We start from the raw sequence: 20536 nt of genomic DNA on the forward strand, positions 1-20536 counted from the left end.
GTGTTCAGTGATGCGATTCCTGGGGTGCGACGCCCTCGTGACGATGGCCCGCGGATGGCTGCGCTGACTGGGCATCACAAACGCGAGGGGAAATCGTCGCGATCTGGCAAAAATCCCCGCTCTCCCCCATCCGAGGCCCGCGCGGTCCATCCCCGCACACGAGGTATTCGCCCAGGTCATACATTCCTGGGCTGCATCGAGCCAGTTCTTTTTATGCTAGCAAGGTCTCGTTCGCCCCGCGAGCGGCTGGGCTGTCGCGGTCACTCCGCCACCGAACGCGAGGCCGAGCAGGCGGCAGCAGCGGAAGAGGCGACTGCCCGGCGCGGCCGGAGGCGCGCCCCGGACCTGATCACGTCCGACCCGGCCGCCTCGACGACGGGTTCGTCGCCGTCGCCCTCCGAAGACCACACCGGTAGGCGCCGGGGCGAAATCGCCGGCCTGGCAACGGAGTTCATCCGACCTGGCGCGTTCCGCGTCGAGTGGCAGCGCTACGAGCTGAACACCGGTCACGCCCGTTCCACGGGAGCCCCCTAAGAACGCCTCAACCACGCGCCTCTGATGCCCCGTGGACGCGCTCCGGGGATTGCCCACTCACCACCCAACGGCAATCACCCGCTCGTCCACCGCTCCGCACGCCCGTCTCACGCCCGCCTCACACTCGCTGCACACCTGTTCACCGGTTGCCCACCGGCGGCGATCATGACGCCCAGAAGGCGCCCCAGAAGGGGCGCCCCATCGCCACAGAGCGCTCCCGGAAACACAAAACCCCAGGTCACGGGTTGCGTGACCTGGGGTCTCTCTGAGCCGCCTTCGGGATTCGAACCCGAGACCTACGCATTACGAGGGGGTGCGGGATCGTGACGGGTGGTGGCGGGTGGTCACTTCAGATCCTGTTTTGGCTGGTCAAGTGCTTGTCGACCTCGCGCGCATGACGCTCGATCCATTGGGTGCTGGACCGTCCGCTCACGCAACGCTCACGCAGCAGCAACCGGAGCCTCAGCTCTTACGCCGGTCCCTGTGAGGCACGAGCAGGGTGCTGCCTCCCGCCCACTTCGCTCCGCACACGTGGCAGATCACATACCACTCGTCGCCCACGGCGTTCTCGTCCATGTGCCCATGCTGCCCCGTCCCAGGGCATTCATCGGCGATCTCTTGTTGACTCATCGTCTCTCCTCCGTGCCTTGTTGATCACGCCGCGCCGTCAGCAGCGACGGCGGTAGAGCGGATCGAGTGAATGACGGACACCATGACATCCACCTCGACCTCAGGGAAGATCGCTTCGGGACCAGTCGGAGCAAGGGCAGTGAAGGGCGCCTCGTACAGCGCGTCGACGTCTATCGTGCCGTTGCGCGCCAGGTAGTCGATCAGCTCGTTGACGAACCGGAGTTGGTTGGCTGTGAGCGTCTTGCCCTGTTGGAAGGCGTCGAAGGCCAAGGCCGCCGCCTCCCGCTCCAAGCCTGTCAGCGACCGTAGGAACAGGCCGAGGCCGCCCTTGGCGTCCTTGATGTAGTCGATGTCTGCCGTAGTCCCGAGGCCGGCCTCGACGAAGATCTTCTCCAGCTCCGACAGGTCCAAGGCAGTGATCTGCTTGTTGCGACGGATCTTCTGGACGGCGAGCTGGTCCTGGTGCGTGTTGAGGTAGATACGGATCTTCTGCTCGAAGCGGGCCAGGTCAGTACCGATCTCCATGCCACTGAGCGTGGCAGCGGTCAGCTCGCCGAGCTCGTCCTCGAAGTCGGTGTACACGATGCCGCGCTTAGGCTTCTCAATCAACCGGACGAGGCCGCGCAGTCGGCGACGCATGGTCTCCAGCAAGGGCAGCGTCACGTCCTGCCACCACTCATCGCCGGCGACCTCGTCGAGCAGAACCTGCTGGGCCTTGATTTTGGGAATCGTCAGCTGATCGAGCAGGGTGGACGCGATCTCCTGGACCTGGTCCCGCAGGCGGGTGAAGCCCGGGTCTCCGTTCACGATGGCGAGCTGGAGACGGAGCGCGAGCAGATCGAAGCGCTTGGCCTCCTCTCCGACGTCGCCCTTGTCGCGGAAGGCGGTCGGAAGGCCCGCCAGATGATCGACGACCTCGGCGTGGGTGTCGGGCGTGAAGGCAAGCCAGGCGTCGAAGTCAGCGAAGGCGTCGACCTGTTCGCGATGCGGGCGCACCAGGAAGTTATCCGGGTTCATCGCCGTGACCTCGTCGTGCAGCCGGGTGGCGAGGTCCCAGCGCAGTCCGGACTCGCAGACGGTGCCGTCGGACTCGGGGCGTACAGTGCCCCCCTCGGCTGGCTCTTGACCAAGCTCCAATGCGCCGTCGAGGGCGAGGAGCAGGTCGGCGCGGCGCTCGAAGATCCGCTGGCTGAGCGAGGGGGCGACTTTACCGTCGGCGCGCATCAAGTTCTGGTTGAAGAACTCGATGTTCTGGCACAGGTCGAAGACGAGGAAGCCGTCCTTGCTACGGTTCGGGCCGAACAAGTCGGGCGCGAGACGGGTACCGCGACCGATCATCTGCCAGAACTTGGTCTTGGAGCGCACCAGCTTGAAGAAGACGAGGTTGACGACCTCGGGGACGTCTATGCCGGTGTCCAGCATGTCCACCGAGATGGCGATCTGAGGAAGCTCCGCCGCGTCGGAGAACTTGTCGATCAGGCTCTGGGCGTACTCCTTGCGGTGGGTGATGACCTGCGCGAAGGCGCCCTTGAGGTGCTGATAGTTCTTGTCGAACCGCTCGGCGATGAACTCCGCGTGATGGTTGTTGGCGGCGAAGATGATGGTCTTGCCGAGCTTGTCGCCGCCTTCGACCTTAAGGCCGTGCGTCATGAGGGTCTGCAGGACCTTGTCGACGGTGTCGGCGTTGAAGAGGTACTTGTTCAGCTCCTCCGTGGTGATCTCATCGGGGATGTCACCGTCTTCGCTCCACTCCGTCTCGTCCCACTTCTCCTTGTCCTCGTCGGACAGGTCGTCGTACTTGATGCCTCCGCGCTGAAACTTCAGCGGGACATCAACGGCGCGCGGCGCTACCAGGTAGCCCTCGGACACCGCCTCGTCCAGGCTGTAGACGTCGGTGGGCACGCCGTCCTCAAGCTCGAAGCGGCGATAGGTGTTCCGGTCGACTTCGTCCTTGGGCGTCGCTGTCAGGCCGACAAGGAGCGCGTCAAAGTAGTCGAAAATTGCACCGTATCGCTGGTAAATCGAGCGATGCGCCTCGTCGATGACGATCAGGTCGAAAAAGCCGGGGCCGAAGAGGCGGCGGCCCTCGGCATCGGTCTGGTCGATCAGGTTCATCATGGTCGGATAGGTGGAAACGAACACCCGCGAGTGGGGGTCCTTCTCCTCTAGCAGGTTCACCGGGTTGGCACCGGGGAGGTGCTTCTTGAACTCATTGGTGGCTTGCTTGACCAGAGCCTTGCGGTCGGCGAGAAAGAGGATGCGCTTGGCCCAGTTAGCGCGCATCATCAGGTCGCTGAGCGCGATCACGGTGCGGGTCTTGCCGGAGCCGGTCGCCATGACGAGCAGCGCGTGACGCAGCGAGTCCTTCTCGAAGGAGTCGGCGATCCGCCGGATCGCGCGCGACTGGTAGTGCCGGCCAGCGATCTGCTCGTTGATCGGCAGCTTGGCGAGGCTGCGACGGCTGGCCCGCCGCTGCACGAGGAGGCGCAGTTCGTCCTTGGTGTAGAAGCCCTGGACCTCGCGGGGCGGGTAGTTGAGATCGTCGAACAGGTACGTGCGATAGCCGTTGGTGTAGAAAATCACCGGCCGCTGGTTGAACTGCGCTTCCAGGGCATTGGCATAGAGCGTCGCCTGGTACTTGCCCTGCTTCGGGTCGCGCGTGGTCCCCTTGGCCTCGACGACGGCCAGGGGCTTTCCGTCGTCGTCCCACAGTACGTAGTCGACCTTGCCCTTACCTGAAGGCGCGGCCGAGGTGGGCAACCCGGTGACAGGGTATTCGCGGTCCCTCGGCTGATCGAGCGCCCAGCCGGCCTCCTTGAGAAGGAGGTCGATGATCAGGGTGCGAGTCTCGGCCTCGTTGTAGTCGTGAGTGTCCGGCTGAGCCTCATTCGCGGCCTTGGCCGCCTTGATCTGCGCGCGCAGCTGGGCGATCTCGGCGTCGAGGTCCTGATTCTTCTTCCGCTCGGCGGCAAGCACGGCATCCTGTGCGGCGTACTTCTCTGCCTGCGCCTTCAGCTCGGCCTGCTTGGCAATCCGTACCTCGGCCGGGACCGGCCGAGGTATCAGCCCAGCGTCGAACGCAAGTGCTGGCGCGGGCAGTTGGGCCTGGTCGCGGGTGTAGGTGCGAGCCATCCAGTAGAGGACGTGGAAGAGCTCGGCGACGGTGCGCACTGCATCCTTAGGAGCGACCGGCACCTTGCGGTGCACGGCGACGTTGCCCTGCCGACGGATCACATCCATCTTCGCCCGGATCGCAGGGCCGGCCACCTTCACCAGCGTCGGCTCAGCAATCAGTGCCGCCAGATCATCGTGGTATGGCAGCTTGAGAGTGTCATCCGCCTCGAACAACCACGCCACTGCGAGCTCCAGCACCCGCCGCGCGTAGAACGCGGACGCCCGCGGGTCCGCAAATGCCAATCGCTCAGCATGTACCGCCTCGCGGTGCAGCTCAGGCCACTCGGCCTGGAGGAACTCAAAGTTGCTCACGGGGTGACCTTTCGCTGGTGCGGACGGACGGTGCTGCGAGGCGGTGTAGCGGTGTCAGATGGCTGGCACGGAAGCATCAGGCCACAGCTCACCACGGAACGCGCGGTCCTGAAGCGAGGCAAACAAGGAATCCAGCTCGACAAGGTGGCGCCGATGAATTTCCCTCAGTGATTCAACAGCTCCCACGCGCTTCGCAAATTCAACTTGCAAGGGCAGTGGCGGTTCGGCAACTTCAATACCCTGGAGCTCCCGAGCGTTGATATTCGCCATCCCCACGATGCTTTTACTCATCCCTCTAAGGACACGTTTCGCATATTGCGTATTAAGGAAGGCCGCCAGATACTCTGGATCATTGCTTGCATTAACACGCACGCGCACAAGATAGCCAGCGAAAGCGAGGTCATCGTTTCCGCGATAAATGGCAGACTTACCGACCAACTCCGCACTATTCGTACGATTGAACAGAACGTCACCACGACGAATCAGATACTTCTCGTCCGTGCTGGCACGATCCATAAACTTGAGGTCGCTTAGATCGACCCGCCCTGAAGAGGTGATGTTACCCATCCGCAGTACAGGGAGATCACCTACCTCACTAGCCTTCTCACTTGTCCCATAACTCGCCGAATCAATGAGGTCACCGATTTTCTTCATCGGCCACTTCAGGGGGTTGCGCGCAGGATCACCGAACATGTCAATGAAGATGGACTGGGCAAGGTCGCCGAGGAGGCGGATGGCCTCGCGGCGCTTGGCGCGCAGGTCATCCACTCGGTCCAGTACCTCGGAGATCCGGGACTGATGCGCCAGAGGGGGGACCCACAGTTTAATTTCACTGAGAGTCCGTTGATTCACCTTATAGATCCCCGATGTCGTGCGAACGGATCTCTCAATCTGGCTCCGCACATACGAGGAATCCCAGATTCGGGATAGGTAGGCAGCAGAAATGACATCAGGTCGCACTCGAACGCGGATCATCGTATCGGGAAACGCAACCTCAATAGGACTTTCCCAGACTGGAGCCCCCCGCCCCACCAGGTCCAACGAGCCGTTACCGCGGCTCACAAAGAAGTCACGCTGCTTGATCAAAAAAGGCAATGCCTGGTCCCGACTCCAAGCACCACCCTTATGCTCGGAAATATCGATTCCACCAGGCTTGATAGCCGTCAGTCGAAGCACGGGAAAGCCGTCATCCCGAGTAACCACCGAACGCCCGTTAATCAAGGGCTCACTCAGTAGGTCCTTCAGCTTCATCAAACGCCATTCCGGGCGGTCCTGCACCCTACTCATGACGTCCTCCGGTGGGAGCCTTCGGTGAGGAAAATCTTCAACTCGCTCATGCCCTGCTGGATTTCCGACTCGATCCGTGACAGGTCATCCATAATCTCGCCCGGTGCACGGTGCTCGACCTCCTCATGGACGATCTCCTTGTACCGGTTGAGGCTCAGGTCGTAGTCCTGCGCGGCGATGTCATCCTTGGGGACACAGAAGCTCTGCTCTGTCCGTGCCCGCTCCTGTTCACTGCCGTTGCGGTGCCGCCAGCGTGTCAGCACGTCGGGCAGATTGTTCTTGGCGTGCTCGTCCTTGCCCAGCGCACTGTCGCCCACGAGCGGGCCGAGCTTGCCCTCTGCCAGAAGTGGCGTGCGCTTGTCGTCCAGGCTCCAGCCGTCAGCGGTGACCTCGTAGAACCAGACGTTGTCCGTGCCACCGCTGTTGGTCTTGGTGAAGAAGAGGATGGCCGTGGAAACTCCGGCATACGGCTTGAAGACGCCACCGGGCAGCTTCACCACCGCGTCCAGCTTGTGGCCTTCAACGAGCAGTTTCCGAAGATCCTTGTGCGCCTTGCTGGACCCGAACAAGACCCCTTCCGGCACGACGACCGCAGCCCGACCACCGGGCTTGAGCAGGCGCAGGAAGAGAGCCAGGAACAGCAACTCGGTCTTCTTGGTCTTGACGACCTTCTGCAGGTCCGCGGCCGTCGCGTCGTAGTCGAGGCTGCCAGCAAAGGGCGGGTTCGCGAGGATGAGGGAGTACCGGTCGGCCTCGCCCGCCGCGCTTTGTGCGAGCGAGTCGCGGTAACGGATGTCAGGGCTCTCGACCGAGTGCAGCAGCATGTTCATGCTCCCGATGCGCAGCATGGTGCTGTCGAAGTCGAAGCCGTGGAACATGCTCTCGTTGAAGTGCTGCCGCTGGGCCGGCTCGAACAGCGCCTCGCGGTGCGTGCGCTCAACGTACTCGGCGGAGGCGACCAGGAAGCCGGCCGTGCCACACGCCGGATCACAGATCTCGTCGCCGGGCTGCGGGGCCATCATCTCCACCATCAGCTGGATGATGTGACGTGGCGTACGGAACTGGCCGTTCTGCCCTGCCGTGGCGATCTTGCTGAGCATGTACTCGTACAGGTCGCCCTTGGTGTCCTTGTCCCCCATGTCGATGCCGTTCAGTATGTCGACGGCCCTGGCGAGCAGGTTCGAGGTCGTAATGGTGAAGCGCGCGTCCTTCATATGGTGCGCGTAAGTAGAGTCCTCGCCGCCCAGAGTGCGCAGCCAAGGGAAGACGTCGTCGCGCACCCTGGTGAGCATGTTCTCGGGAGACTCGTTGATGAACACCGACCAACGCAGGTCCTGGGTCTTATCTGTGTAGATCGGTTTCTCTACCGGCCGCCCGGTGCGATTGGCCTTGTTCCGCTTGGCCTGCTCAAGGATGTCAAGGCGCCGGATGAACATCAGGTAGGTGATCTGTTCGATGACCTCCAGCGGGTTGGAGATGCCCCCGGACCAGAAGGCATCCCACAGTCGGTCGATCTTGCTCTTCAGCTCACCTGTAATCACGCAGAGGAGGTTAGCGGAGCCCGCCGACAATTGCGGAAGGAAGATCCAAGCGCACCTCGGCCCCACGGACCTGCAAGATCGTGGAGGGTGGTGCCATGCGGCTTTTCCGAGAGCCGTTCTCCCTGGTCATAGGCTTGCTGGCCTCGCTCGTGTGATGCCCAGTGCAACATCCACCCTGCCCGCTCACGTGTAGACGGCCTGACTAGCGCAGAGGCACCGGATGCGTGCCAGCTCAGCCATACTCGTCGCAGCTCTGGCAGTGGCGTAGGGCGAAGCGTTCCCTGTTCCACAGGCGGTCTGTAGGGACGGGTCTCTGAGGAAGGCTGTCTCGAGCCCCGAGTGGAGACCATCTTGTGAGAGAGCAGCCCTGCCCCTGTGAGCAGTTCTATGGACTGGCCAGGGCGGCACTCGGGCATGAACCAAGCCATGGGTGGATCGATGGTGGACTGGGCAACGCGAGTGGCGGAAGCGGAACTGAGTGCGGCGCTTCCTCGACGGTGGGCTCATTCCCTAGGGGTCGCAGGTCGTGCGGACGATCTAGGGCGAATCTTCAGGGAGGATGCCAGCCTGCTGGTAGCTGCCGCAGCGCTTCACGATGTCGGCTACGCGCCCCGCCTGGCGGCGACGGGATTTCATCCGCTCGACGGTGCCCGGTTCCTTCGTGATGAGCATGGTGCCGATGAGCGGCTGGTGCGGTTGGTGGCGAACCACTCGTTCGCGTTGCTGGAGGCCGAGGAGCGCGGGCTTCGCGAGGCGCTGGAGACGGAGTTCCCGTTGCTGGAAGAGTCGCTGCTGGTGGATGCGCTGGTCTATTGCGACATGACGACAACGCCCGACGGGAATGCGACGACTGCTCCGGAGCGGGTGGCGGAGATTGTGAGCCGTTATGGGGCGGACAGTGTCGTGGGGCGGTTCGTCCGTCGGGCGTCGCCGGAGATCTTCGCTGCTGTGGAGCGGGTGGATGCGGCGTTGGCGGCTCAGCCGAGGTAGGGGTAGGTGCCGGCGAGGTAGTCGCCGATCTGCTGGCGCATGCTGGGGTGGATGTCGTATTGGTCGAGGTCCGCGGGCTGGACGAAGCGGACACCGTCGGCCTCGTCATTGATGGTGGGCTCGCCGCCGACCGGGCGGCCGATGTAGGTGTTCTCGTATTGCTGGCGGATCTCGCCGTCGGTGTAGGCGACGATGTGGTGAGGGTTGGTGTAGACCCCGAGGAACCCGGTGATCTCGGCGACGATACCGGTCTCCTCCAAGCATTCGCGCACCGCGCACTGTGCCGCGGTCTCCCCGATGTCCTGGGCGCCGCCAGGTAGGGCCCACTGGCCTGTATCGCGACGGCGCTGAAGCAGGATTGCTCCGTCGTCGTCAACGGCGAGGAGATTGCTGGCGGGGATGAGGGTGTTCGCCTTCGGGGCGGTGGGGTCGTTGTAGTACTCAGTCCTACCCATGTGCGGCCGTGCCCTCCTGGTCGGGGGTCCAGGGCCGTGCACCGGCCCAGACTGCTTCGAAGCTTTGAGCGTAGTTGTCGAACCACCCTGTGGCGTCAGCCCGTTTGAGGTGGAGGAGTGGATTGGCGCTGGCCGGCTGGCCCCAGACGTGCGCGTTGACCAGCAGGTTGTCGTCGTAGCGGAACAGGGAGGCGTACAGCGTGGTGTCGTGCAGCCGCACGTCGCACCCGGCCTCGGGCAGTAGACGGTAGTAGGTCAGGGAGGCGCGGATCTTGGCTGCGAGGGTGTCGCCGATGCCTTCCTCGCGGCCCCGGACGGCGACTGCCCGGCCTCGCGGATCGCCGAAGCACAGGCGTACCCGGACGCCGGCGGCTGCGCGCTCGGAGAGCATCTTGGCGACGTGGGGATTGGACTGGGCGAAGAAGGTCCCGGAGAAGACGAGTACGCAGATCTGCTCCTGGGCCTCCGCCAGTAGCTGGAGCCACATGTCCCGGGGAACACTGGCTCGGTTCTGGTAGGTGCCGACAAGTTCGGTACCTAATCCGGCGTCAGGTCGGCTGCCGTGTGGTGGTGGGGTGGGCCACAGGAACGTCTCCTCCACGCGCAGGTGCTGTGCGGCGCGGAAGCGGTGGCGTCGGTGAGGCACGCGCCCGCCGAGCCAGCGGCCGACGGTCTTGGGGTCCACGTCGCAGACTTCGGCGAGCGACTCGGGCGAGACGCCGCGCTGGGCGAGTACGGAATGAAGTCGCTCGTTCACGGGTGTCATGGAAGTCGAGGCGGCCGTGATCCGGCAAGGACGTTTTGGGACGTTCTCTGGAGGCGAGGCTGTGGCCGGTCCCTACTCTGGCGGCATGGAGCTCATCGTCCTGTGGGACATCGACCACACGCTCATCGAGAACGCAGGGGTGAGCAAGGAGATCTACGCCGCGGCGTTCTCGGCATTGGCAGGATGCCCGCCGGCTGGGCCGGCGCGGACGGAGGGGCGAACGGATCGCCTGATCATGCGGGAACTGTTCGTGCGCCACGGTCTGTCCGAGCCGGACTGGGCTGCCGTCGAGGCCGCGCTCGCCCGTGCCGGGGAGGAGCGCCTTGAGGTTCTCGGTGAGCGCGGGACCGTGCTGCCGGGAGTGCGCGAGGCGCTCAAGGCGGCTTCGGCACATGATGGCTGGGTGTCTTCGGTGCTGACGGGCAACATCGCGGCCAACGCACGCGTGAAGCTGTCGGCCTTTCACCTTGATCCCTTGCTGGACTTGTCTGTTGGGGCCTACGGGGCTGATGCGGAGCAGCGTCCGGACCTTGTGGGTGTCGCCCAGGAGCGGGCCCAGCGCCTCCGCGGAGTTCGGGGTGATGTCCCCGTGGTGCTTGTGGGAGACACTCCCCGGGACGTCGAGGCCGCTCTTGTCACGGGCTCCGGGATCGTCGCGGTTGCCTCAGGGGTTCACAGTCCCGAAGAGCTAGCTGCGGCCGGCGCGGATGTAGTGCTACCTGATCTGTCAGATACGGCGCAGCTACTGCGGATCCTGGAGAGCTTCGCGGCGCACTGAAACGTCCCAGGACGTCTTCGAAGGCGTCCGCATAAGGGGTGATGCGGTCCCCGTCCACGCGGCCACCATCGGGTCTCCAACCAGGGAACTGGCCAAAGGGGGCTCACTCGTGTTCGAGGAAGACACCGCTATACGCAAGATCCGGATGCTGTGCGTACAGCTGCTGCACCGCTGCAACGTCGAGTGCTGGAACCGGTTGCACGGCACGCGGCTCCGGCACGCCGTAGACCAAAGTCGCCCTGCCCCCGTGGCCGCCCAGTTCAACTGATCTTGGGGGACGCGTCGTGCTTCTGGAACTGGCCATGCCGTACAGGGTGATCCCTGGCATAGCCGACTTCGCCCGCGGCGGCCTGCCTGCCCCGGCGGCCACTGATGACGGCAACCGGTGGGTCGATGGTTTCTGCTGGCTCTACTGCGGCCAGCAGTGGACCCGGGTCCTGTGGATCGGTCCCGTGAACGTGGCCGGCGCCCAAGCGCCGATGTACGCCTGCGGACCGTGTATCCGGCAACTCCAGGACCAAGTCTGGCAATCCATCCTTGTCAGCGACGGGTCGGCCGGGTCCACGCAAGTGGAAGTTCCGCCTGAAGCAGAGGCGTCCGGCGGACGCCGCGGAGGAAAGCACCGAGCGCGAGGCGGATTCCTGCGCCGCCGCTGAGCACTGTCTGCGCTACGTCGCCCGGATCTCGTCGCTCCCTGTGACACCTCACGCCCAAGGGCAAGTCCCCGCCCCGCATCACCAACACCTCCGCACGCCACAAACGTCCCGCCGGAACCGGCGGGAGACCGGTAGAGGAAGGAGCACGAAGTGGAAGACAAGAAGCCCTCCGTCGAGGCGGGTCTCCTGGTCGCCGTGGAAGTCCTCACTAGCGTCCATGACCGGCACGACAGCAACGCCTCCGACCCCGGGCAGGGCTCGTCGGGTGACGGACCCTGGCCTGGCGGAGACGGGCTGAACCACGCGGCGTAGCCGCCAGTTTGCTGGCGGAGGGGCAGCGTAGGCGGCCCCTCCGCCTCCCACATCCCGCGTCTGACGCAAGGAGGGAGAAACGACTCATGGAGCACCGTTTGGTCCGCGCCGTCGAAGAGGCACTTGGATGGGACGGCCCCGCCCCTCTCGGAAGGGAGTTCGCCCGCGGAAGCATCAGCGACCGCGAAGTCGTGACGAGGCTGCTCACGCCTTCGCGGCTGCTCGACATGGCCATGCGCCGCAGCCTGGTCAACCCGCAGTTCCGACTCTTCAAGGGTGGCGAGGAGCTGCACCCCGACGCCTATCTGAACCGGCAGGTCACACCCCGGGGGCAGGCGATACCGATGGCGGACATGCGCCGCGTGGGCAGCCTGCTGTGCGAGGGCGCGACGCTGGTCCTGGACCAGTCGAACGTCTTCGACCCCACGATGGAAGTTGCCTGCCGAGCCATGCAGTGGTGGTCCCGGGAACACGTCCAGGCGAACGTCTACCTGACCACGAACGACGCGTCCGGCTTCGACCTGCACTGGGACGACCACGACGTACTCATCGTGCAGCTTGCCGGAGAGAAGCAGTGGGAGGTGCGCGGCGCCTCCCGGCCCGTACCGATGTTCCGGGACACTGAGCGGAACAACACCCCCAGCGAAGAGATCGTGTGGACCGGCACGATGAAGGCCGGCGACGTGATGCATATCCCGCGCGGCTACTGGCATGCGGCCACCCGCGTGGGTCACGGCGGCGGCCACAGCACCCACGTGACCTTCGGCTTCGCCAAGCGCACCGCCGTGAGCTGGCTGACCTGGCTCGCCGACTGGTCCCGGCAGGAAGAGGTGTTCCGCCACGATCTCGATCGCTGGGGTAGCTCGGACGAGCAGCAGGCCCAGCGGCTGGCGTTGACCACCGCGGCCTCCCGGCTCATCGACGCCCGTGACCCGGCGGAGTTCCTTCGGCTCCGTGAGCAGGAAGCTCCTCCCGGCCGTCATGTCCCGTTCCTGGACATCTTCGGCCCCCTTGAAGCCGTGGCGTGCGTCAGCGAGTTCCCGCCCGTGATCACGCAGGACGGGGAGACGGTCGTCGTGGTGGCCGCGGGCAAGAAGCTCACCTTCGCGGCCAAGGCCCTGGCGGGGCTCCGCCTGCTCCTGAGCGGTCACCCCGTGCGGCTGGACGAGGCTGCTCGACTCGTGGGCGCCGAGGTGGCGGCACTGGCGAAGATCTTGGTGGAGGAGGAGCTGTGCGCGAGTGTGACCCCCGAATTGTTCTCGGGCTACACCGGTCTCGCTACGAACGCCGGATCCTGACGAGCGCCCTGGACCTCGGCGTCGACGCGATCGACACCAGCTTCAACTACCACGGCTTCTCGGCCCACACCGCCTTGGCAACCGCCGGAAGCGACCTCCTCCCCCGCTTCAAGATCTCCACCAAGGTCGGCTTCTTCCCGACCGCCGGCCAGGCCGAGCACTCCCTCGATCCCGATCGTCTCCGGGAAGCCGTGGAGCGCAGCATCCGCGATCTGGGGCGCGCCCCGGATCTGGTCTTCCTCCATAATCCGGAGCGGTCGCTGACCGGCTCCTCGGCAGCCGCCCAGGACAGGCTGGGTATGGCGTGCGCTGCCGTGGAGAGGGCAGCGGCAGAGGGACTGTGTGGAGGCTGGGGCATCTCCTCATGGGATCCGCGCCCGCTGCCCCGACTCGTGGACGGCACCCTGCCGAGACCCGACGCTGTCATGGTCCGCGCGGGTCTCCTCGCTGGAATCGATGTCCTGGAAGCCTCCGAAGCGTTGGCGGCCCGCTGGGATCTCAACCCATCGCAGCTCTGGGGCATGAGCCCCTTCGGGGGCAGTGCGACGCAGCCGCTGTGGGGCAAGCTGGACCCACGGGTGTTCATCCAGTCTCCGCACGATGGCCTGTCGGCCGTGCAGGCCACGTTCCGTGTGGCCTACTGGCTGCCGCGGGTGGGAAGGATCTCCGTCGGTACGGACAGCCCCACCCACCTCGGGGAACTCGTCGATGCCCTGCGGTACGAGGCCAATCTGGACAATCTCTCTACCTACCGGCGGCTCCTCTGCGAGCAGCGAGATCGTCAGCCCCTCTGAAGGTCCTCCGCCACCTGCGCGGCCATGCGGCGTGCCGGTTCAAGGCGAGGGTCCTCGGGGTGAGCATCCGGGGCCAGGATCTTCGCGCAGACGAACAAGGTCATCAACATGCCGTCCCGGCTCTCCAGATCGTGACGCCGTTCGTGGCGGACGCGCTCGGCCAGAGTCGGGACGGCGAGGGAGTTGCCCCACAACGACGCGGCATCCAGCCCTTGAGGGGCCATGCCCCAGTCCTCCCAGTCGAACAGGCAGAACTCCGGCCCGGTCATGTTCGCCCAATTGAGATCCGCATGTGCTGGCAGCCACTGTTCCACCGTCGTGTCGACACCGCTGCGGAGAAAGCGGTGGATCGCCTCGGCGACACCGCTCTGCGTGATCGCCACAGTGTCCGGGGTGGCGACGCGGCTCGTATGCTGCTCGGCCAGGGCATCCATCGACGCATTGAACGCCTGCCACCACTGATCCGACAGCACGGGTTCGGTAGCCAGGACACTGCTGCCGATCGGCGCTCCGGGCAGGAGATCCGTCTCGTCGGCCCGCCACATCACAGCGTCCCCAGGCTGTCTCCAAGCGGCGCCTCGGTGCCACTGCGGCTTGGCCACTCCCTCTAGGAGGGCAGCGCATTCGGTGCCGTTCCAGCCTTGGCTACCGATCTTGTCGAAGCGACGCCGCTCGACCCGCACCCACGTACCACGGTCTGTACGCGCCCCCAGCGACCGCCGCTTCCGCACCAGCGTCTCTCTGTCCAACTGCGTTTGAAGGGCACGCTCGACCTCGTCGAGTACACCGTCAACGGGTTCAACCCTCAGATCCACTGGGGCTCTGGTGGACAGGGAAGACGACACTGGGCCTCCTTGGCAACGGACCGAAACTAGCAAGAAATTGGGCCAGCGGGCCCACTTCTCGTCGTGCAGCCTGGGATGCCGAGGTTCATAGCTGGCCCTGGCTGGACGCCTTAGCGAGATCAAGCGGTGAGACGGATATCGCTCACCTGCCACCGGGCTGTCCGAAGACAACGACTCGGGCGCCGTTTGGTGCTGTGACAGCGATGCGCTTGCGCTCGTCACGGGTTGCGGCAAAAGACCACGGTGCCTCCGATCCGGCCGTGTGCCGGATCGGAGGCGCGTCGCTGTACTCGCTAGATCCACGGGTTGTGCTCGTAGCTGGGTTCCTCGTCGGGGAAGTCGTCCGGGAAGACCTCGCTCACGATGTCACCCCGAAGGATCCGCAGCAGGTAGCTCTCCACCGGGCCTTCGTACAGGTCGTACTCCCTGCCGCGGCCGATGACGGTGAGGACGGCCCACTGCTCCGGATCCTCGTGCGGCACCAGGAAGCACATGTCCGCGTTGTCAGTGCCGCCCCAGCAAATCAGCTGCGAGGGCTTCACACCGCGCTCTGCCAGTAGTTCCCGGATCGCGTCCCGCGTCACCTCCATGGTGTGCCGCGCCGTGACGGTGTTCGCTACCAGGTCGGCGTATTCGTTCTCGGCACCTGCCCGATACACGCGCAGGAAGTCGTCGAACTTCGCGCCGCCGAACGCTTCGAGAAACGTTTTGAACGCAGGCGGAAAGGTGGTGCCCAGGGTCTCCTCGGCGGCCTCCCAGTCGTTGATGACCGGTCCCGCTTCACCAGTTGCGGGAAACGATGCCAAGAGTTCGAGATCAGTCATGGCCGCCTACTTGTTGATGATGGTCTGGTCGATGTGCAGGCCAGGGCCGATGGCTCTGACGTGGACGCCCGTAGGAATGACGTCTCCCGGGTTGGCGTAGACCGGTGCAGCTGAATAGTCCACGCTCCCGCGCTGCTTCACGGTTTCATAGATTTGCTCTTCGAGCTTTTCCATCACCTCGTTGTTCGCTGTCTTGTGCATGATCACGATGTTGGCCTCTGAGCGGCCGTCTCCCCCGAGTGATCGGGCCAGGAGGTGTCCACGCGTGTGACCAGCCGCTTCGCCTCCCCAGCCTGGGGGCTGCATCCGCCGGGATGCCTTGGTGCCGGTGTCGAGCATGTCTTGCGTGATCCTCGTTTCGACGCCGGTGGCTCGGCCCATGCTGTCCAGCGGCTTGGCATACGGCGGAATTGGCTTTTGCGGTGCCCGGCCTCCCCCTCCACCGCGCTCGAAGCTGCGCATCAGCGGTTGGCCGGTCGGACCGACGGGACCTTCGCCGGCCATCGCCAGCCGCGGGCCGGCCAGGTTGGGCATCGATATCTGGAGGTTGGGGAGTGAGATGTTGAGGTGCCCCAAGCTGTCCAGCTTCATATTGCCCAGGACGTTCTTGATGCCGCCGGCGTCCGCCACGGCCTTGACGCCGCGAGCGGCTCCGCCCGCGGCGCCGCCCATGAGCATGCCGGACACACCGGCGTCCTTGATCTCGGCGACGTTGATTCCGCGCTGGTCTCCGAGCAGGTTCCGGCCGCCCTGGGCGACGACCACGTCCACCGTGATCGACCCGATGCTGCCGATGGCGGCCGTCGCCAACACGGTGCCGGCGATCTCGGCGACGGTTGCAGAGACAGCCACGCCTGCCGTACTGGCAGCGGCGACGATCGCCTCGGTGGCACCGGCGGCGGCCACCTCGCTGAGGCCGCCGGTGAAGATGGCCAGCGCCGTTCCGGCGACCAAGACCGCGCCGGCGATCTCCAGTTCGTGTTCGATCTTCTTCGCCTCGGCGATCTGGTCGGCGAACTTGTCCAGCGCCTTGGCCATGTCCCGCGCGGCGGTGGCTACGTCGTCGAGGTAGCCCTTGCCTCCGCCGTGGTACTTCTTCCAGAACGCGCCGAACGCCTCGATGCCGGCGCCTTTGTTGGTGTCGATGACGTCCTGGGCCTTCTTGTGGCAGGCCGCCGTGCAGTCCTCTACATCGTCGGCGAAGGTGCGCCAGGCGCGGGCGGCCTCCCGGAGTTCGTCCTCGTCGCCCTCCGGCCACCACATCCCGGTTAAGTCCTGGACGATCTCCTTGGCCTTATCGGCGGCACCCACTACGCGTCCCCCTTAAAGCCGGACTTGGCAGACCGATCCGCCTCCTCGTGGTTGGCCGCCATGTCGTTCATGGCCTTGGTGATGCTGGACAGGCCCTTGGCCAGGGCCGCGGCGGCCTTCTCGATCTCCGCCCGGTGCGGGGCGTAGACGTGCTCGAACTTCTTCCCCTGCTCGTCGCTTCCCCACGGCTCCCCCAGCCCGTCCAGCGCATGCCGAAGCTTCGCCGTCGCCCGTTCCAGGGCGACAGACTCTCGGTGGAACGTCGGAGCGGCGGTCTTGAGTTGGTCGGTGTCTACGTCAAAGCCGTCGCCGGCCATGCTGTGCCTCCCCCTTGGCCCTGCTGTCGTAATAGGCGCGATCCGCTGTCAGGACTTCCGTCTCACACGTAGCGACCCTGGCATACGGCACTGACAATCCACCTGGTCAGAACACTTTTCAGCCACGCGGCAGCGCTGCCCAGTTGGCGGGTCCGGGGCGAGATTGCAGCCGCTGCCAGCCGGATGCCCGTAGGGGGCCGATTCATCGACGGTCTGAAACGAGCGAGGACGCGTTGGGTAGCTATCGGCGAGGGCGGTGCTGCTGCTCGGCCGGTGCCGGGGCTGCCGCCGATGCCTGGGCGACGTCGGGCCCATTGGGCGACAGCGAGGCCGTCATAGTAGAGCGTCGGCGGGCGGCTTCCGCGCGGCGGTTGGGTACAGGGTTACGGCTTGTGTGCTCGATACGAGTGATCAGGACGCGGGCGGGTTGGCGAGCAGTGTCCAGTTCGCGCTGGGTGGCGGCTTCCTTGAGGAGCTGGTGGGGTTTGTGGCCGCGGGCTTCGGCGTCGGCGAGGACGGTGGCGAGGGCCGGCCAGCTGGGGTCAGCGAGGATCCGCTCGGCGTGGTCGGGGACAGCCGCTCGTACGTCGCTGGCGAGCACGAGGCGGGCTCGCTGCTTGGGCGCACGGGCTTCGAGTTCGGTGAGTACCGGCGTCAGAGCGCGGTCGGCTGCGACCTGGAGGTGCTGGACAGCCTTGCGGGCGGCGTCGGCCTGGTGAGCGTGGTGTTTCGCTTCGTGCCAGCGGCTGGCAACGATCGCGGCCCAGACGAGTGTCGCAAGCAGGGCAGCGAGGGCGCTGCCGTCGGGGCCCGTGGCGGTGTGGGCGATGTCGCGTGCAGCGTTGCGCAGGGCGTGGGCGGCGCGGTCTTCCGCCCGGATTTGGGAGCGTTCGGCTCGGGCAAACGCTTTTGAGGCGGAGCGGAGTTCCGCCCGCAGGTTGTCGGGTGCCTTCTGGGCGGTGGCTTCGATCAGTTCGCCGAGGGCGGTGATGTGTGCCTGGGCTCGCTCGTCGTCCGCAAGGTCGGCGTGGAGCGTGTCGAGGGCGTCAGTGGCCTTGTGCCAGGGGGTGCTGGGCTGGTTGCGGCGGGCGGTGGGGTGCTCTTCCGGCTGGCTGGATTCAAGGCGGGCTTGGAGTTTGGGCAGGGACAGATCGGGAGCAATTCCCCCGCCGGGGTGGAAGATCTGCTCGCCGTCCTTGTTGAGGTCGCCGGGGCGGCCAACGGCGTAGCCGAGGGGGTCGCCGGACGGGCCGCGCTTGATCTTGATCGGGACGCCGTCGGCTTCGAGGTAGGCGAGGAGTTCCTCGGCGTTGGCGGCGTGCGGGATGGCGGCGCGGATGCGTTCTTCGAGCCACTCCTGGGCGGGCTGTTCCCAGCCGAGGCGTTCGGCCTTGTGCATCTCGGCCTGGGTGGGCCGGCGTGTGCCGGTGCGGTCGCCCTTCTTCAGTCGGCGCAGGCCATAGTCCTTCTCGATCTGGCGGCACGCGTCGCCGACGCGTATGCCGCTGTCGTGGAGTTTGGGGCGGCGGCCGTCTTCGCGGACGGTGGTGGCGAGGATGTGGATGTGGTCGTCGGCGTGGCGTACTGCGATCCAGCGGCAGGCCAGGTCGTCACCGGCCGGGGCGATGCCGGCGGCCTCGACGATGCGCTGGGCGATCTCGCCCCATTCGGCGTCGGAGAGGTAGCGGTCCTCGGGTGCGGCTCGGACGGGGCAGTGCCAGACGTGGTCGTTGATCTTCTTGCCGAACTCGCTGTTGCGCAGGCGGACGGGCTCGTCGAGGTAGCGGGCGAGTTCGGTGAGGGTGGCGTTCTCGTCTCGGCCGGGATCGGGCATGCCGAGCATCGCGAAGCCGGCGACGACGTGCGGGTCGAGGTGTTCGTCAGCACGGCCGCGCCCGTAGAGGTAGGCGAGCAGCCCGCGGGTGTTGGCACCGGGCGCCTTGATGGCGGCGATCACGGGGAGACCTCTTCTTCCGGAGTGACGGGCTGGCGCAGGGCCTCGGCGATCAGGGAGAGCAGGTGTTGGAGTTCGTCGAGGCGATGTCGGATGTCGGGTGGGGTGTAGTCGCTGTTGAGGGCGCGGGCGATCTGGTTGACGTTGACGCCGATGCGGTTGAGCTGGCGCAGGACCTGGGCGCGGAAGATGTGGGTGCGGCGGCGGTCCTCTGACAGGGGGAGGTTGGCGGTGAAGCGGCCGGTGATGAAGGCGAGGACGACGTCGGCGGCGAAGCCGGACTTGCCCTTATAGCCGTGCTCGGCAGCTGTCTCCTGGAGGCGGACGTCCTCGTCATCGGTGAAAAGCATGGGGCCGACACGGACGGTGCGTTTGGTGCCGGTGAAGCGGCGGATGGTGGGCTGCGCGCTCTTCACGGTGGGCTCGCCGGCGGCGGTTTCGGTGACATAGGAAGGGTGGAGGGTCTCGCGCTGGGCGGCGTGGAGGTTGTCCGGGTCGGTGCCGCCCTCGGCCCCGACCTCCTGGCCTGGCGCCCCCTGGCGCTGGGCCGTCTCCGCCACCCCCGGGGCGGAGATCCCCGAAGACCGGCCTTGAGTCGGACTCGGGGTACTACTGGCTCCGCCAGGGGCAGCCCGTCCGAACGCGCGCCGCAAACGCCCCATCAGCGTAGGGGACTTCGTCAGCGACAACGGCTCGTCCGGGGAGTCCTCGGGGTGGTGCGGGTCGTGCGTCATGGGCGGTGCTCCGGAGAAGGCTGGATGGGCAGACGGATGGGCGGGGCCGGTGGGCTGGGCGATGCGGGCATCGCTCTGTCCACAGCTGTGGACTGGCGTGGTGTCGAGCGGGGTGGTGGCCGGGTGACCGGAAGGGGTTCCGGTCACCCGGTGCGGGCGGTCAGCCGCTGGTGGAGACGGCGATCCCGGCGGCTTCGAGTTCCGGCCGGAGGATCTTCATCACCTTCGTCAGGCGTTCGCTGCCGATCGTCAGCCCTTTGTCCTCCACGGCCCCCCGGAGAAGGTCCCGGGTGAGCTTGCGGTGCTCGTAGGCAGCGATCCGGCCGATCTCCGCGAGCTCCTCGATCGTGGCTTTGGGCGGCCGGCCACCGCGCGGCTTGGCCTCCGAAACCTGGGCCGATGGTTCCGTCGGCTGGGCAGTTGCGACGGGAAGTGGATCGCTAAGGCCGGTGGAAGCGGCTGCGGGTTCCAGCTCCTGGCTGGGAGCGTTCAGTTTCTGAACGGCACCTTCCGTCCGCTGGCCGGTGAGGGGTTCCGGCCGGTTGGTGGTGCGGTCGACGAGCTGGTGGATCTGCCGCATCAGGACAGCGAAGGCCAGCATCGCTGCGGTCGGGGGAACCGCGGCGACCACGTAGTCGAGGAAGGGCACGCTGCTGACGTTGCCTGTGCTGTTGACGCCGAACACGTTGAGCGCGATGGAGCCGATCGACCCGGCGACGGTCACCGTGATCGCCCACTTGTCGGTGACCTGGCGCAGGCCCGCGCGGAGCATCAGCAGTTCGCCCGCGACGATGAACGCGTCCAAGGTGGCGGGCCAGGCCCAGCGGCGTATCGGTGAACAGCCCAGCCCGTGCTGGCCTGCGACCTCGGCCAGGTGCGCGTACGAGAGCCAGAACGCGCCACCGGTCAGCGCCGCAATGACAGCCCCGGCCGTGACGAGCGCCCACCACTCGGCGTCGCGCTCGCCGCCGGGCTCATCGGGGTGTGGTGGATGGGAGATGGATGGCGTGGTCAAGCGGGATAC

General features: G+C 65.9%; 18 protein-coding genes and 1 pseudogene. 7 read left to right on the plus strand and 12 right to left on the minus strand.

The genetic code is table 11. The features are described 5' to 3' along the window. Nucleotides 1–371 precede the first annotated feature (371 nt). Nucleotides 372–507, plus strand: a pseudogene (locus tag MOV08_RS44200) (LacI family transcriptional regulator); the annotation flags it as partial. A 681-nt stretch (nucleotides 508–1188) separates the two neighbouring features. Here the strand turns inward: MOV08_RS44200 and MOV08_RS19340 are convergent. Genes MOV08_RS19340 through MOV08_RS19350 form a run of 3 tightly spaced genes read right to left on the minus strand, consistent with a single transcriptional unit; the run spans nucleotide 1189 to nucleotide 7478 of the window. Next, entirely contained in the window at nucleotides 1189–4650 is a 3462-nt protein-coding gene (locus MOV08_RS19340) for a DEAD/DEAH box helicase family protein (protein ID WP_275308268.1), read from the minus strand. Nucleotides 4651–4704: 54 nt separating this feature from the next. Continuing rightward, nucleotides 4705–5937, minus strand: coding sequence for a restriction endonuclease subunit S (locus MOV08_RS19345; protein ID WP_275308269.1), 1233 nt, complete (start codon nucleotides 5935–5937; stop codon nucleotides 4705–4707). After that, a complete protein-coding gene (locus tag MOV08_RS19350) occupies nucleotides 5934–7478 on the minus strand; it encodes a type I restriction-modification system subunit M (RefSeq protein WP_275308271.1) in 1545 nt (514 codons plus the stop codon). The genes MOV08_RS19345 and MOV08_RS19350 overlap by 4 nt, the downstream gene beginning before the upstream one ends. Before the next feature lie 414 nt (nucleotides 7479–7892). On the opposite strand from MOV08_RS19350, the gene MOV08_RS19355 reads away from it, so the two are divergent. Beyond that, entirely contained in the window at nucleotides 7893–8468 is a 576-nt protein-coding gene (locus MOV08_RS19355) for an HD domain-containing protein (protein WP_420834185.1), read from the plus strand. On the opposite strand, the gene MOV08_RS19360 is transcribed toward MOV08_RS19355, so the two are convergent. Both MOV08_RS19360 and MOV08_RS19365 read right to left on the minus strand, forming a co-directional pair. Then, on the minus strand, nucleotides 8456–8923 hold the full coding sequence (locus MOV08_RS19360; RefSeq protein ID WP_275308273.1) for an NUDIX hydrolase: 468 nt from the start codon (nucleotides 8921–8923) through the stop codon (nucleotides 8456–8458). The genes MOV08_RS19355 and MOV08_RS19360 overlap by 13 nt on opposite strands. Next, nucleotides 8916–9680 carry an XRE family transcriptional regulator gene (locus MOV08_RS19365; RefSeq protein ID WP_275308275.1) on the minus strand — a complete coding sequence of 255 codons (765 nt, stop codon included), beginning with the start codon at nucleotides 9678–9680 and terminating at the stop codon, nucleotides 8916–8918. Before MOV08_RS19365 ends, MOV08_RS19360 begins: the two co-directional genes overlap by 8 nt. A 94-nt stretch (nucleotides 9681–9774) precedes the next feature. Here MOV08_RS19365 and MOV08_RS19370 point away from each other — a divergent pair, with 94 nt between their 5' ends. The 5 genes from MOV08_RS19370 to MOV08_RS19390 all read left to right on the plus strand — a co-directional run bounded on the left by MOV08_RS19370 (nucleotide 9775) and on the right by MOV08_RS19390 (nucleotide 13527). Then, entirely contained in the window at nucleotides 9775–10467 is a 693-nt protein-coding gene (locus MOV08_RS19370; RefSeq protein ID WP_275308277.1) for an HAD family hydrolase, read from the plus strand. Between the two features lie 109 nt (nucleotides 10468–10576). Then, entirely contained in the window at nucleotides 10577–10735 is a 159-nt protein-coding gene (locus MOV08_RS19375; RefSeq protein ID WP_275308278.1) for a hypothetical protein, read from the plus strand. Between the two features lie 538 nt (nucleotides 10736–11273). Next, nucleotides 11274–11435 (plus strand): hypothetical protein, encoded by a 162-nt coding sequence (locus tag MOV08_RS19380; RefSeq protein WP_018386185.1) that lies wholly within the window; start codon nucleotides 11274–11276, stop codon nucleotides 11433–11435. Nucleotides 11436–11521: 86 nt separating this feature from the next. Continuing rightward, nucleotides 11522–12733: a JmjC domain-containing protein gene (locus MOV08_RS19385; protein ID WP_275308279.1), complete on the plus strand. Its 1212-nt coding sequence runs from the start codon at nucleotides 11522–11524 to the stop codon at nucleotides 12731–12733. Further along, nucleotides 12667–13527 carry an aldo/keto reductase gene (locus MOV08_RS19390; RefSeq protein WP_275308281.1) on the plus strand — a complete coding sequence of 287 codons (861 nt, stop codon included), beginning with the start codon at nucleotides 12667–12669 and terminating at the stop codon, nucleotides 13525–13527. The genes MOV08_RS19385 and MOV08_RS19390 overlap by 67 nt, the downstream gene beginning before the upstream one ends. Here MOV08_RS19390 and MOV08_RS19395 read toward each other — a convergent pair. The 7 genes from MOV08_RS19395 to MOV08_RS19425 all read right to left on the minus strand — a co-directional run bounded on the left by MOV08_RS19395 (nucleotide 13515) and on the right by MOV08_RS19425 (nucleotide 20527). Further along, nucleotides 13515–14372 carry a hypothetical protein gene (locus tag MOV08_RS19395; protein WP_275308283.1) on the minus strand — a complete coding sequence of 286 codons (858 nt, stop codon included), beginning with the start codon at nucleotides 14370–14372 and terminating at the stop codon, nucleotides 13515–13517. The genes MOV08_RS19390 and MOV08_RS19395 overlap by 13 nt on opposite strands. 293 nt (nucleotides 14373–14665) lie before the next feature. Continuing rightward, nucleotides 14666–15196 (minus strand): SMI1/KNR4 family protein, encoded by a 531-nt coding sequence (locus tag MOV08_RS19400; RefSeq protein WP_275308285.1) that lies wholly within the window; start codon nucleotides 15194–15196, stop codon nucleotides 14666–14668. Between the two features lie 6 nt (nucleotides 15197–15202). Continuing rightward, complete coding sequence (locus tag MOV08_RS19405) at nucleotides 15203–16507, minus strand: WXG100-like domain-containing protein (RefSeq protein WP_275308286.1); 1305 nt, start codon at nucleotides 16505–16507, stop codon at nucleotides 15203–15205. Beyond that, a complete protein-coding gene (locus MOV08_RS19410) occupies nucleotides 16507–16824 on the minus strand; it encodes a WXG100 family type VII secretion target (protein ID WP_275308288.1) in 318 nt (105 codons plus the stop codon). Before MOV08_RS19410 ends, MOV08_RS19405 begins: the two co-directional genes overlap by 1 nt. A 241-nt stretch (nucleotides 16825–17065) precedes the next feature. Then, entirely contained in the window at nucleotides 17066–18781 is a 1716-nt protein-coding gene (locus MOV08_RS19415) for a relaxase/mobilization nuclease domain-containing protein (RefSeq protein ID WP_275308289.1), read from the minus strand. Beyond that, on the minus strand, nucleotides 18778–19338 hold the full coding sequence (locus MOV08_RS19420; protein WP_275308290.1) for a MobC family plasmid mobilization relaxosome protein: 561 nt from the start codon (nucleotides 19336–19338) through the stop codon (nucleotides 18778–18780). Before MOV08_RS19420 ends, MOV08_RS19415 begins: the two co-directional genes overlap by 4 nt. A gap of 334 nt (nucleotides 19339–19672) precedes the next feature. After that, nucleotides 19673–20527 carry a DUF2637 domain-containing protein gene (locus tag MOV08_RS19425; protein ID WP_275308291.1) on the minus strand — a complete coding sequence of 285 codons (855 nt, stop codon included), beginning with the start codon at nucleotides 20525–20527 and terminating at the stop codon, nucleotides 19673–19675. Between the last annotated feature and the right edge of the window lie 9 nt (nucleotides 20528–20536).

This window comes from Streptomyces yunnanensis (assembly GCF_029011865.1).
Taxonomy (GTDB): domain Bacteria; phylum Actinomycetota; class Actinomycetes; order Streptomycetales; family Streptomycetaceae; genus Streptomyces; species Streptomyces yunnanensis.

Excerpts from the sequence above, each read along its gene's own strand:
- MOV08_RS19345 (WP_275308269.1), bottom strand. The coding sequence starts at position 5,937 with ATGAGTAGGGTGCAGGACCGCCCGGAATGGCGTTTGATGAAGCTGAAG.
- MOV08_RS19355 (WP_420834185.1), top strand. The coding sequence starts at position 7,893 with ATGAACCAAGCCATGGGTGGATCGATGGTGGACTGGGCAACGCGAGTG.
- MOV08_RS19360 (WP_275308273.1), bottom strand. The coding sequence starts at position 8,923 with ATGGGTAGGACTGAGTACTACAACGACCCCACCGCCCCGAAGGCGAAC.
- MOV08_RS19370 (WP_275308277.1), top strand. The coding sequence starts at position 9,775 with ATGGAGCTCATCGTCCTGTGGGACATCGACCACACGCTCATCGAGAAC.
- MOV08_RS19385 (WP_275308279.1), top strand. The coding sequence starts at position 11,522 with ATGGAGCACCGTTTGGTCCGCGCCGTCGAAGAGGCACTTGGATGGGAC.
- MOV08_RS19400 (WP_275308285.1), bottom strand. The coding sequence starts at position 15,196 with ATGACTGATCTCGAACTCTTGGCATCGTTTCCCGCAACTGGTGAAGCG.
- MOV08_RS19410 (WP_275308288.1), bottom strand. The coding sequence starts at position 16,824 with ATGGCCGGCGACGGCTTTGACGTAGACACCGACCAACTCAAGACCGCC.